Origin of the sequence: Brachybacterium endophyticum (genome assembly GCF_003130585.1) — a bacterium.
In the GTDB taxonomy this organism is placed as follows: domain Bacteria; phylum Actinomycetota; class Actinomycetes; order Actinomycetales; family Dermabacteraceae; genus Brachybacterium; species Brachybacterium endophyticum.
Genome location: NZ_QFKX01000007.1, coordinates 45021 through 57388 on the forward strand (window position 1 = coordinate 45021; position 12368 = coordinate 57388).

The 12368-nt window shown below is 71.7% G+C and carries 13 protein-coding genes; 3 read left to right on the plus strand and 10 right to left on the minus strand.

What is annotated here, in order from left to right; genetic code table 11:
* Positions 1 to 67 precede the first annotated feature (67 nt).
* From DEO23_RS14940 to DEO23_RS14970, 7 genes are all read right to left on the minus strand, one after another.
* Positions 68 to 397, minus strand: coding sequence for a plasmid stabilization protein (locus tag DEO23_RS14940; RefSeq protein WP_109276828.1), 330 nt, complete (start codon positions 395 to 397; stop codon positions 68 to 70).
* Between the two features lie 128 nt (positions 398 to 525).
* Positions 526 to 960 carry a hypothetical protein gene (locus DEO23_RS14945; RefSeq protein WP_109276829.1) on the minus strand — a complete coding sequence of 145 codons (435 nt, stop codon included), beginning with the start codon at positions 958 to 960 and terminating at the stop codon, positions 526 to 528.
* A gap of 63 nt (positions 961 to 1023) precedes the next feature.
* Positions 1024 to 1653, minus strand: coding sequence for a mismatch-specific DNA-glycosylase (locus DEO23_RS14950; protein WP_109276830.1), 630 nt, complete (start codon positions 1651 to 1653; stop codon positions 1024 to 1026).
* Positions 1650 to 2483, minus strand: coding sequence for a YwaF family protein (locus tag DEO23_RS14955; RefSeq protein ID WP_240613441.1), 834 nt, complete (start codon positions 2481 to 2483; stop codon positions 1650 to 1652). Before DEO23_RS14955 ends, DEO23_RS14950 begins: the two co-directional genes overlap by 4 nt.
* Before the next feature lie 63 nt (positions 2484 to 2546).
* Positions 2547 to 4655, minus strand: a complete 2109-nt coding sequence (locus tag DEO23_RS14960; RefSeq protein ID WP_420808031.1) for a PTS fructose transporter subunit IIABC — start codon at positions 4653 to 4655, stop codon at positions 2547 to 2549.
* A gap of 71 nt (positions 4656 to 4726) precedes the next feature.
* A complete protein-coding gene (locus tag DEO23_RS14965) occupies positions 4727 to 5722 on the minus strand; it encodes a 1-phosphofructokinase family hexose kinase (RefSeq protein ID WP_109276832.1) in 996 nt (331 codons plus the stop codon).
* Positions 5719 to 6480: a DeoR/GlpR family DNA-binding transcription regulator gene (locus DEO23_RS14970; protein WP_109276833.1), complete on the minus strand. Its 762-nt coding sequence runs from the start codon at positions 6478 to 6480 to the stop codon at positions 5719 to 5721. Before DEO23_RS14970 ends, DEO23_RS14965 begins: the two co-directional genes overlap by 4 nt.
* Positions 6481 to 6720: 240 nt before the next feature.
* Between DEO23_RS14970 and DEO23_RS14975 the strand changes: the two genes are divergently transcribed.
* Positions 6721 to 7236 carry a phosphoribosyltransferase gene (locus tag DEO23_RS14975; protein ID WP_109276834.1) on the plus strand — a complete coding sequence of 172 codons (516 nt, stop codon included), beginning with the start codon at positions 6721 to 6723 and terminating at the stop codon, positions 7234 to 7236.
* A gap of 40 nt (positions 7237 to 7276) precedes the next feature.
* Here the strand turns inward: DEO23_RS14975 and DEO23_RS14980 are convergent, their stop codons facing one another.
* Positions 7277 to 8887: a glycoside hydrolase family 10-like protein gene (locus tag DEO23_RS14980; RefSeq protein ID WP_109276835.1), complete on the minus strand. Its 1611-nt coding sequence runs from the start codon at positions 8885 to 8887 to the stop codon at positions 7277 to 7279.
* Between the two features lie 198 nt (positions 8888 to 9085).
* On the opposite strand from DEO23_RS14980, the gene DEO23_RS14985 reads away from it, so the two are divergent.
* Positions 9086 to 9730, plus strand: coding sequence for an NAD(P)-dependent oxidoreductase (locus DEO23_RS14985; RefSeq protein WP_109276836.1), 645 nt, complete (start codon positions 9086 to 9088; stop codon positions 9728 to 9730).
* A 60-nt stretch (positions 9731 to 9790) separates the two neighbouring features.
* Here the strand turns inward: DEO23_RS14985 and DEO23_RS14990 are convergent, their stop codons facing one another.
* A complete protein-coding gene (locus tag DEO23_RS14990; protein ID WP_109276837.1) occupies positions 9791 to 10744 on the minus strand; it encodes a DUF808 domain-containing protein in 954 nt (317 codons plus the stop codon).
* 152 nt (positions 10745 to 10896) lie between these two features.
* On the opposite strand from DEO23_RS14990, the gene DEO23_RS14995 reads away from it, so the two are divergent.
* Entirely contained in the window at positions 10897 to 12057 is a 1161-nt protein-coding gene (locus DEO23_RS14995; RefSeq protein WP_109276838.1) for an MFS transporter, read from the plus strand.
* A gap of 13 nt (positions 12058 to 12070) precedes the next feature.
* On the opposite strand, the gene DEO23_RS15000 is transcribed toward DEO23_RS14995, so the two are convergent.
* Positions 12071 to 12349, minus strand: coding sequence for an acylphosphatase (locus DEO23_RS15000; RefSeq protein WP_109276839.1), 279 nt, complete (start codon positions 12347 to 12349; stop codon positions 12071 to 12073).
* Positions 12350 to 12368: the final 19 nt, after the last annotated feature.

Below are 12368 nucleotides of genomic sequence, written 5' to 3' on the forward strand. Positions count from 1 at the left end.
GTGCGTTCACCTTTCCACGGCGCCTGGTCGCCCGCAACCGGTTACGGACACCCGGTGCCGGACGGGTTCAGTCGCGGTCCTCCACCGCGTCCTCGAGCTCGTCCTTGGACATCGAGGAGCGCCCCTCGACGCCCTCGCGCTTGGCGTCCTCGTAGAGCTGCTCCTTCGTGCGACCCTGCGGGCCGTCATGGGAGTGCTCGCCGCCGCGGCGGCTGGGGGAGGACTCGTCGGTGGCGGTGCGGGAGGCCTCGTCCGCCTCACCCTCCTGGGCTCGGGTCTTGTTGACGGTGCGCGCCGCGATCTCCTCGGCCGTCTCCTCGGAGCGTCCCTGCTCCTTCGCGCTGTCCTTCACGTGCTCGTACTGGCGCTCGCGCTTGTCGCTCCACGACTGGGGCATCTCATCCTCCTGGGACGGTGGGGAGGGCGCGGGGCTTCGTGCCCTCCCTGTCCACAGTACTCGGCAGGCCCGCAGCTCGGAGGGTCCGCTGCTCGGTGGGCCCGGGCCCTGGACGGTGCCCTGTCCGCTCAGGCCGAGGCGGACGCGCTGCGGCGCCGTGGGCGGGAGCTGCCGCCCGAGCGCAGGGAGAGGGTGGCCAGCGCGACGGCTGCGACCAGGATCAGCAGGCCGACGACCACGTGCAGCCAGATCACGCCCGTCTCGGCGATGCCGATCTGGATCAGGGCCAGGACGGCCACGGCGATCGCGTGCATCATCATCCCCGTATTGCCGCCGGCACGGGACCACAGCACCGCGAAGACCGCGGCGACCACGGTGGCCAGGAGGATCAGGTAGCCGATGCCCTGATGGACGGGGAACAGCGCTCCGAGGTTCCCGAGCAGACCGAACCCCAGCAGCGCCTGGACGACGACGAGGAGTCCGGCGGCACCGGAGACGATGCGCAGCCAATGGAGGACGGGGCTGATGGGCGGGACAGCGGTGCCCGAAGCGTTTTTCGACATGGTGTCATCTTAAGGGCACCCGTTCGGTGGATCGGGGGACCGAGGTCCCCCGATCGGGCCGCCTCAGTCGGCCGATCCCCAGACCTCGCGCCACTTGGCGGCGAGCGAGTCGATGTTCTCGTGCGCGTTCAGGCCGCTGGGCTGGGGGACCACCCAGAGCGCCACGTCCTCGGGCCAGTCGGGGACGTCGGCGGGGTCCTGCCGGCCGAGGCGTGCCTTGGGCAGGCCGAAGGCGGTGCGGTAGGCGGTGATCCCGGCGATCGCGACCGTCCGCGGGCGCAGCGAGCGGACCGAGCGCACGAGCGCGCGCCCGCCCTCGCGCAGCTCCTCGCGATCGAGCTGGTCGGCGCGCACGGTGGCGCGACCCACCAGGTTCGTCATCCCGATGCCGCTGTCCAGGAGGTGCTGCTCATCGGCCGCATCGAGACCTGCCGCGCAGTCGACCAGATGGTCGGTCAGGCCCGCGCGGTGCAGCGAGGGCCAGAACCTGTTGCCGGGACGCGCGAAGGGGGCGTTGACCGCCGCGGTCCACAGTCCGGGGTTGATGCCGACGATGAGCAGACGCAGGGGAGGGGGATCGTCCGGGCCGGGGAGGACGTCGTCGACACCGTGCGGGTCGGTCGTCGAGACCTGTGCCAGATCTTCCTTGGAGGGGCGGCGTCCGCCGAGCGGGGAAGGGCGACGTGAAGTCATCCCTGCACTGTATCGAGGGTGTCCCGCACAGGGCTGTGGGCGGTGTCGGGCTCGGACCGCAGAGGTCGACGCCGCACCAGGCCCCCGGGGCCGGCCGGGAGCGCCCCGCTGCGACGGTCCACGAGGACCCAGGGAAGAGTGATGAGCGCCCAGACCCCGGCGCTCACGAGCGCTTCGACGAGGATGTAGACCGGCCAGGGCCCCATCACGTCCAGCAGGCTCGGCCCTGCGGGAGCGTGGTGCAGGTAGGCGTAGTTCCCGCCGGTCAGCAGATTGCCGAGCTGGGCGATGAGCGCCCAGCCCACGGTGGCGGCGTAGGCGAGGGCGAAACCGCGCCAGGTCGGGTGCAGACCGAGCCCCCAGACCAGCAGCACCGGGATCAGGACTCCGGTTCCGTGGGCGAGCCAGTACTCGCAGAACTCCAGCGGGGGCCAGACGAAGTAGTTGACGTCCGGCGTGAGCACCGACTGCATGTTCAGGGTCAGGCCCCAGAAGTACGAGACGACCACCGCCCAGCGGGCACGGGTGATCAGGGCGAGCGGACCGATGAACCGCAGGGCGTCGGAGAAGTGCAGGGGCAGGGACTCCTCGATGTTCCACGCCCAGGGCATGACGCCCCACAGGGTCCACAGGATCGAGTTCGCCAGCAGCACCCAGCCCAGCACCCGCAGCCGGTTCTCGATCCGGTCCACCGCCTGCGGTGTGCGCGCTGACCGGCGTATGCGGCGCAGCGCGATCAGGGCGACCAGGGCGATGAGCACCAGGACGGTGACGTGCTCGGGGCCGTAGGGCGTCATGTGCCCGATCAGGGAGCCGTCCGCGCTGTGCACATCGGAAGCGTAGCCCGCGGCCGCGCCGATCGTCCCCCGATCGGCGAGGCCGCGGGGCCCGGCTCAGGCGGTGGCGGGGGCCGCGGCGGTGCGACGGGCGTGGCGCGCCTTGAGCAGCGTCACCAGGGCAGCGGCGATCAGCGTGCCGACGATGATCGCGATCAGGTAGCCCCAGACCGGGCTGATCGCGAAGAACACGAAGATGCCGCCGTGGGGCGCCTGGGACCCGACGCCCAGCGCCATGCTGAGCGCGCCCGTGACGGCGCCGCCCGCCATCATCGAGGGGATGACGCGCAGCGGGTCCGCGGCCGCGAAGGGGATAGCCCCCTCGGAGATGAACGAGGCGCCGAGCAGCCAGGCGGTGGTGCCGTTTTCGCGCTCGGCCCGGGTGTACAGCGAGCGGCGGACGGCCGTGGACAGTGCCATCGCCAGCGGAGGCACCATGCCGGCGGCCATCACCGCGGCCATGATGTGGAAGGAGGCCTCGGTGCCCTGCGAGAGGCCGGCGGTGGCGAACAGGTAGGCGGCCTTGTTCACCGGCCCGCCGAGGTCCACGCACATCATCAGGCCCAGGATCACGCCGAGCAGCACCGCGGAGGTCCCGCTCATCCCGGTCAGTGCGTCCTGCAGCGTCGTCATCACCCAGGCGATCGGCCGACCGAGCACGAGCAGCATCGCACCCGCCACGATCCCGGAGGTCACCAGCGGGATGATGACCACGGGCATCAGCCCGGCGAGCCAGCGCGGCGGTTGCAGCGACGCGAGCGCCAAGGCGATCAGGCCGGCGAGCAGACCGGTGACCAGGCCGCCGAGGAAGCCGGCGCCCACCATCACCGAGATGGCGCCGCCGATGAACCCGGGGGCGATCCCCGGCCGGCCGGCCAGCCCGAAGGCGATGTATCCCGAGAGCGCGGCGACCAGGAAGCCCATCCCGGCGTTGCCGATGGTGAACGCGACGGCGCCCAGGTACAGCAGCAGCCCGGTCCTGGCGGTGACCTCGTGCCCGCTCGAGCCGTCGTAGCCGACGTGGCCGGGAAGGTTCGTCAGGGAGTTGCCGGTCGCCACGTCCTTGGCGACGAAGGAGACGTCGAAACCGCCCAGCAGGAAGCCCAGCGCCATCAGCAGACCGCCCGCCGCGACGAACGGGATCATGTACGAGACACCGGTCATCACGGCGGCCTGGATGCGCTTGGGCCAGGAGACCGCGCCGGTCGAGGACTTCTCCTTCGCGTCGTCCTCCGACGAGCCGCCCGCGGCCACCGTGCGGGCTCGCGGATCCCGGGCCGCGCTCACCGCCTCGTCGATCATCGCGGGTCCGTCGGAGATCGCGCGCTTGACGGGGTGCTCGATCATCGGCATCCCGACGAAGCGCTCGCGGCCCGAGATGTTCACGTCGGCCGCCACGATGATCGCGTCGGCCTCGGCGATCTGCTCGGAGGTGAAGGGCGTGATGCCGCCCGAGCCCTGGGTCTCCACGTGCAGGCGCACGCCCTTCTCGGCGGCAGCGGTCTCGAGCGACTCGGCAGCCATGTAGGTATGGGCGATGCCGGTGGGGCAGGAGGTGATCGCCAGCAGGACGGGGGTGTCCTCGGAGGTCCCGGCCTCGGCATCGGCAGGGTCGTCATCGGATCCTTCGCGCGAGGTCGCGACAGCGGCCGCCTCGGATCCGGTCTCGGCGGGTCCGCCCGACGCGGTCCCGGCCGATCCGGGCTCGGCCGGCTCGGGCTCGGCCGGCTCGGGCTCGAGCACGCCCATGACCAGGTCGGAGACCTCCTGCTGGGTGGAGGCCCCGCGCAGGGAGGTGAGGAACTCGGGGCGCACCAGGGCGCGGGAGAGCTGGGCGAGCAGCTTCAGATGCTGATCGTCGGTGCCCGCGGGCGCCGAGATGCCGATCACCAGGTCGGCGGGTCCGTCGGCCGAGCCGAAGTCGACCGGCTCGCTCAGGCGCAGCAGCCCGAGAGCCGCCTCGTGCACGGCCTCGGTGCGGCAGTGGGGGATCGCGAAGCCACCCGGCATGCCGGTGGCGAAGGATTCCTCGCGGGCCAGGAGGCCCGCTTCGAGCCCGTCGCGCTCGGAGCGGCCGGTGGCGGCGATCAGATCGGCCAGCTGGCCGATCACGGCGGTCTTGTCGCCGGCGGGCTGCACGTCCAGGCGGACGAGGTCTGCTGTCATCAGGGGATCTGACACGGCCAGCTCCTTCACTGGTGGGCCCGGCAGGTGCCGGGCGGAGGTATCGGGTTCGGTCAGAGCGATCGCACGGCGCCCGGGCGCACGTGGACCTGGTCGGGTCGGGGGATCGTGGTGCCGGGCAGTGCGACGGCCGCGCTGCCGTAGGCGACCGCGCGGGCGAGCGCCTGCGGGCCGTCCTCGCCGAGACTGCGGGCGAGCAGATAGCCGGCGGCGGCGCAGTCACCCGCGCCCACCGTCGAGACCACCGACGGAGTGTCGGCCTCGCAGTACCAGGTGCCGCGGGCGTCCGCGAGCACCGCCCCCGCGCCGCCGAGGGTCACGAGGACCTCGGCGACACCCTGGGCGCGCAGGTCCTGCGTCGCACGGGCGACGGGCGCGAGCTCGGCGGGCCCGAGGTCTCCCGGGGCCGCCTCCAGCGCGTCGAGCGTGCCGGCGTCCTGTCCCGTGAGCTGGGCCAGCTCGAGGGCGTTGGGCGTCAGCAGGTCGGGCGCTGCGGAGCGGTCCTCGCGCCAGGCCGCGCCGAGGGCGGTGAGAGGAACGTCGGAGGTGTCCACGCCCACCCAGGCATTCCGCTCGTGCAGTGCGCGGACGATGCCGGCGTACCAGTCCACGGGGAACCCGGGGGCGAGGGAGCCCGAGAGCATCACCGTGCCTCCGCTCGTGGTGGCCTCGAGAAGCTCCTGTTCGACGCTCCGCAGCTCCGCCGCGGTGATCGCGGATCCGGGCTCGTTGAGCTTCGTCGTGACGCTCGTGCCGGACGCCGTCGGCGAGAGCACCGTGAGGTTCGTGCGCACGGCTCCCGCGACGGGGACGGCGCGATGACGGATCCCGGTCCCGACGAGGAGGCGCAGGTACTGGTCCTCGGGGCCGACGGGCACGAGCGCCTCGGTCTCGACCCCGGCGAGGGCGAGGGCGCGTGCGACGTTCACGCCCTTGCCGCCCACCTGGGTGCTGTCGGCGACGATGCGGTGCACGCCCCCTGCGACGAGCGGTGCAGCGAGCTCCACCGACCGGTCCAGGGAGGGATTGGCGGTGACGGTGCGGATCACGCGATCACCACCTGCACGTCGGCGTCCTCGAGGTCGCGCCGGATCTGCGCCGGGAGACCGTCATCGCTCACGAGGGCGTCGATCTCCGATGCGCGGGCGAAGGCGACGAGCTGGTGGACCTGCGCCTTCGAGGAGTCGGCGAGGACGACCCGCAGCCCCGAGCGGGCCACGATCGTGCTCTTGACCGCTCCCTCCTCGGGGTCCGGGGTGAACAGCTCGGCGCCGTCGAACCCGTTGCACCCCAGGAAGGCGATGTCCGGTCGCAGGCGCTCGAGGGCGGCCACCGTGTCGGCACCCACTCCCGCTCCCGTGCCCGGGCGCAGCCGTCCGGGGAGCAGATGCACCGGGGGAGCGTCCAGGGTCAGCATCGCCTGCGCGACGTCCAGGGCGTGGGTCAGGAGAGGGCCACGACGCCCGGCGAGGTGGGGGACGAGCCCCAGCGTGGTCGTGCCCGCGTCGAGCAGGACCGACGCATCGCCGTCGGCGGGCAGCAGCTTCCGGGCTGCGTCGGCGATACGGCGCTTGACCTGCGGGTTGGTGGTTCGTCGGGTGTCCAGGTCCGGCTCCGCGGCATCGGTGCGGCGCGCGAGGGCGCCGCCGTGGACGCGCATCAGCATCCCCCGCTGCTCGAGGTCGTCCAGGTCCCGTCGCACGGTCTCGGTGGCGACCTCGAAGGTGTCGGCGAGGGCGGAGACGGTGACACGACCGGACGCCTCGAGAGCATCGAGGATCTGGCGCTGTCTCTCCTGTGCGTACATCACATCACCTGCGTCGTCGGAGGAGCATCGGGGACCGGTGCAGAGGTTCGGTCGTGACGCCATGACCAGGTGGGTCGGTGGGTCGTGCGCCGCAACGCACCACAGACTACGACATGAAGCCACATGGAACAACAGGAAGCCACATGGCAACGTGTTGCTCTCGGGGGACGGCGGCGCACCGCCCGCGCACTCGGGCGGTAGCATCGTCGGACCCCCGCACGACCCGCTCCAGGAGCCCAGATGACGCAGGCCTACCACGCCGATTCCGCCGATCTCGTGACGAAGGAGGTCCTGGACTGGGAGTTGTTCGGGACCGCTTCCCGTGAGCTCGCCCAGACCATCGCGGACTCGCAGTTCGATCCCGAGATCGTCATCGCGGTCGCACGCGGGGGCCTGCTGCCGGCCGGCTCGCTGTCCTACGCCCTGGGGCTCAAGCTCGCCGACGCGATCAACGTCGAGTTCTACACCGATGTCCACGAGACCCTTCCCGACCCCGTGCTGCTCGCGCCGATGCTCGACACCGACTCGATCCAGGGCAAGCGCCTGCTGGTCGTCGACGACGTCGCGGACTCCGGGCGCACCCTCGCGCTGGTCCTGCAACTGCTGCGGGAGATGGGGGCCGACGCCCGCAGCGCCGTGCTCTACGCGAAGTCGTCCTCGGTGGTCTCGCCCGATTTCGTCTGGCGCCGCACCGACGAGTGGATCGTCTTCCCGTGGTCGGCCGAGCCGCCGGTCACGCCCGCCGCCTCGGCCTGAGCGGGCCGGCGCTCATCGCCCCTGGGTCGCTGCCCGGGGGTCATCGGCGGGGGCGCGCCGCCCTCGAGGGGTAGCTCTGGTGCCAGGTGCGATCCAGTGCGCTGACGGCGTACCAGGCGTGCGGGTCCGCTCCTGCGTGCAGGTAGCGCTGGATCTTCCTGTCGTTGTCGGCCCGGACGACGGCCACCAGGTTCCGGGCGTCGGCGAGGTCCGTCGACCGCACGTGCGGTGACCGCAGACGCCAGATCGCGAAGTTGGTGCCCTCGCCCGAGAACCGCAGGACGACCCCGTCCTCGTCGCAGCGCACGTGGTGCAGCCGGGGGGCGTCCGGTGCCGCCCCCTCGGGCAACTCGATCACCGGGACGATCGCCGGGTGGGCGAAGCGTTCGCGCACCAGCTGGTCGACGGCTCCCGTGGTGTCGTCGCGCATGCTGGTCGCGCTGAAGTAGACCATTCCGCTCACCCCGTCCAGGCTGCGTCCCAGGGCGGCGTGCTCCGAGAGCTCCGCGGGGTCCTCGAACGTGCCGTCGACGGCCTTGTAGGCGCCTTCCCCGATGAACAGCATCACGCCCGAGTCCTCGGCGAGGTCCGCCCACCAGCGCACGAGGGTGTCGTAGTCGGCGAGCTCGTGGCCGATCTGCCAGTAGATCTGAGGGTTGATGTAGTCGACCCAGCCCTCCTGCACCCAGCGCCGGGAGTCGGCGGAGATGATCTCGTAGGACTCCGAGCCCGAGGTGTCCGATCCGGCGGGATCGCTGCTGGCATTGCGCCAGATCCCGAACGGGCTGATCCCGAAGCGCACGTGCGGCGCGTCCCCACGGATCCGATCGTGCATCTCGCTGACCAGAAGGTTGACGTTCTCCCGCCGCCAGTCCTCGATCGATGTGGATCCGTCCCCGTGGCGCTCGTAGGTCTCCTGGTCCGGCAGCTCCTCGCCCTCGACGGGATAGGGGTAGAAGTAGTCGTCGAAGTGGACGCCGTCGACGTCGTAGTGGTTGACCGCGTCCATCATCGCGTCCTGCACGAACGCCCGGACCTCGGGGACCCCGGGGTCGTAGTACAGCTTCCCGCCGTAGGCGAAGGTCCAGCCCTCGTGCGTGCGCGCCGGGTGGTCCTCGACGAGGTCGGTCGGGTCCACGCTGTCCATGGTGACGCGGTAGGGATTGAACCACGCGTGGTACTCGAGACCCCGCTCGTGAGCCGCCTGCACCTGGAAGTCCAGCGGGTCGTACCCGGGGCCCTCACCCTGGGTTCCCGAGAGCCACTCGGACCACGGCTCGAACGGTGAGGGCCAGATGGCGTCCGCGGTGGGGCGCACCTGGGAGATCACCGCATTCATCCCGAGCTCCTCGGCGAGGTCGAGCCAGGCCACGAACTCGTCCTTCTGCTCATCAGCGCTCAGCCCGGTCCTCGAGGGCCAGTCGATGTTGTCGACCGAGGCGATCCACAGCGCCCGGAACTCCCGCACCGGTGCGCGATCCTTCCCGGGCGGCCGGTCGTGATCGTGGCCGTGCCCCGGCCCGTGGCCTCTTCCGCGCCCTGCGGGCGCGGGCGGCGTTGCGAGGGCGGGGGCGCCGAGGGCGACGGCGGTGGTCGCGGTCGCGGCGCCGGTGGTGACACGGATGAAACGTCGACGGTCGAGCGGATCCATGAGGTGCCTCCGGGGCGAGGTGGGGTGGTGGGACGGCCGACGGGCCCGTGCACTGCTCTGTGCTCGGTGGGGGACGGGCCGAGGGGCCTTCACGCTTCCATGCCGGAGGGCCAGTGGCAAGCGTCACAGCCAGGGGGCGGATTCCGCCGAGGGCGCACCCCCTTCACGATGCGGTCGGGGAGTGCCAGAGTGGGGCTCATGAAGATCACACTCATCGGAGGACATGGCAAGATCGCGCTGCTCGCGGAGCCCCTGCTCGTCCAGGCGGGGCACGAGGTGCGGGCGGTGATCCGCAACCCCGACCAGGTCGCCGAGGTGGAGGCGACCGGCGCGAGCGCCGTGGTGCTGGACATCGAGAAGCTCGACGTCGCCGGATGGAAGGACCTCGTCGAGGGGTCCGACGCGGTGGTGTGGGCCGCGGGCGCCGGCGGCGGCGATCCCCGACGCACCTACGCCGTGGACCGTGAGGCGGCGATCGCCTCGATGGACGCGGCGGAGAGCGCAGGGATCCCGCGCTACGTCATGGTCAGCTACTACGGGGCGACCCTCGACCACGGGATCGACCCGGGTGACGGCTTCTTCGCCTACGCGCAGTCCAAGGCCGAGGCGGACGAGCACCTGCGGGGCGGGGACATGGACTGGACCATCCTCGGCCCGAGCCGTCTCACGGACGAGCCCGCCAGCGGGCGCATCGACGCCGCGGCGTCCGAGGGTGGCGAGGTCAGCCGCGGCAACGTCGCGCAGGTCATCGCCGCAGTTCTCGAGGAGCCTGCGACGTTCGAGACGTTCCTGCAGTTCAACGACGGGGAGACGCCGATCGCGCAGGCGATCGTGCCCGACTGAGCGCGGTCCTCTCCCGGTGCCGGGCGAACCGGCACCTCGGGCCTCGCGCGGCGGGGCCGCTCACGCCTCCTGGGCGTCGGCGGTCCTGCCACGCAGTCGTCCGATCCCCAGCACGACGAGCAGCACCAGTGCTCCGACGATCACGCCGAGGATCATGGCGCACACCGTCGCGCCGAGCCAGGCGAGCACCCCGCCGACGCCCGGGACGCCCGCCAGCGCCTCCTCGAGGTGGTGCACCCACTCGTAGGGGACGGCGGCGCCGAGCTCGTGGGTGCCCTCGAGCAGGATGTGCCCGCCCACCCAGAGCATCGCGGCCATGCCGATGTAGCTGATCGCGGTCATCACCTTGGGCATGGCGGCGACGAGCCCGCGACCGAAGCGCTGGGCGCCGGGGGAATCGCGTCGCGCCATCGCCAGACCGATGTCGTCCATCTTCACCAGCACACCGACGGCGCCGTACACGAGCACCGTCAGTCCCACGCCGACGACGATCAGCACCGCGGTGCGCAGGAGGAAGGGCTCCTGGGCGACGGTGTTCAGGGAGATCACCATGATCTCGGCCGACAGGATCAGGTCCGTGCGCACGGCGCCCTTGACGACCTTCTTCTCGGCGTCGGCGCCCGATGCCGCCGCCGGTTCCTCCTCGTGCTCACCGTGGGGATGGACGAGCTCCCAGATCTTCTCGGCGCCCTCGTAGCACAGGAAGGTCCCGCCGAGCATCAGGATCGGGGTCAGGGCCCAGGGTGCGAGCCACGACAGCAGCAGCGCGATCGGCAGGATGATCAGCAGCTTGTTGATGAGGGAGCCGCGGGCGATACGCCCTACGATCGGCAGCTCGCGGGCGGGCTCGAGGCCCCGCACGTACTGCGGTGTCACGGCCGCATCGTCCACGACGACGCCCACGGCCTTCGCGCTCGTGCGTGCCGACGCGGCAGCGATGTCGTCCGTGCTGGCCGCGGCCATCTTCGCCATCGCGGCGACGTCGTCCAGGAGTGCTGCGAGTCCGCCGGCCATGGTGCGCCTCTCGGTCAGGGGCAGGAGCGGGGTCAGCCTATCGGGTCGGATCGGGATGGACAGGGACGACGAGGGCACGTGCCGCGGCGCGGACGCCCGGGCCATGCAGGAGAGCGGTCGATGATCGACACGGAACGGATGGAGGAGACGGCATGACCGGAGGACGGCAGTGGATGGCGACCATCGCCCTCGCGGTGGGCATCTTCATCCTCATCACCATCGAGGAGCTCCCCATCGGCGTCCTCAGCGTGATGGCCCCGGACCTCGGTGTGAGCGCCGGTGTCGGGGGTCTCGCGGTCACCGTCCCCGGTGTTCTCGCGGGGGTGATCGGGATGCTCGCGCCGGTGCTGGTGCGGGGTCTGGACAGGCGCCTCGTGCTCGTCCTCGCGCTCGGCAGCGTCGTCCTCTCCTGCGCACTGAGCGTGGTGGCACCGAACTTCGCCGTGCTGCTGCTGGCGAGGCTCTTCGCCGGGACGTCGATCGGGTTGTACTGGTCGGTCCTCGCCGTGGTCGCGGTGGCGCAGGTGCCGGCGTCCCGGGCATCGCGTGCCCTGACCGTCGCCTTCAGCGGTGCGGGCGCCGCGCTCGTGCTGGGCGTGCCGGTCGCCTCCTGGATCGGGACCCACCTGGGGTGGCGGTCGGCCTTCGCCGTGGTCGGCCTGGCGGCTCTCGTGGCGGGCCTGCTGATCCTGCTGCTGGTCGCACCGGTGCGCACCGAGGCCCCCGTGACCGTGAGGATGATGCGCCGTGCGGGCCGATCGCGAGGCGTGCGCCATGCCCTCGTGCTCACCGGGCTGGTGATCACGGCCCAGTTCATCACCTACGGGTACGTCAGCCCGCTCCTGCACGCACGGGCCGACGTCCCGTTCACCCGCATCGGCGCGATGCTGCTGCTGTTCGGCCTCGCCGGGATCGTCGGGAACTTCGCCGTGGGCATCGTGCTGCGCCGCAGCGCCCCGCTCGGGGTCCTGGTGATCGCGGCCGGGCTCGGGGCTGCACTGCTGGCCTTCCTGCTGATCGCCCGCACCCCGGGAACGGCCCTGCTGGTGATGCCGCTGTGGGGGCTGTTCGCCGGGGCTGCCTCGGTGACCGTCCAGGCCTTCGTTAGCTCCGAGGCCCGCGACGTGGTCGAGGAGGGCACGGCGATGAACAGCGCGGTCTTCAACATCTCGATCGCCTTCGGCGCGCTGATCGGCGGCCGGATCCTCGACCACGCCGGACAGACGCCGCTGGTGCTGACCTCGGTGACGATGATCGTGGTCGCGATCGTGATCCTCGTGCGCTACATCCGCACCACGCCGACCCACGTGTGAGGCCGCGGAGCCCTCACACGATGCGGAAGTCGCTGAGGCCGCGAGGGGAGTCCTCCTGCACCTCGGTGTCGCTGACCCGTGCGCTCGAGGGGCCCTCGCCGAGCCACCGGAGCATCTGCTCGACGGACTCCTCGGGCCCTTCGACGTCGGCCTCGACGGTGCCGTCCAGGAGATTGCGGACCGTGCCGGAGACCCCGAGCTGCTCGGCCCGGTCGGCAGCGGCCCAGCGGAATCCGACGCCCTGTACCTGACCGCTCACCCGAACGGTCCTGCGGATGATCGACGACTCCATGCTGCCTCCTCACGATCGC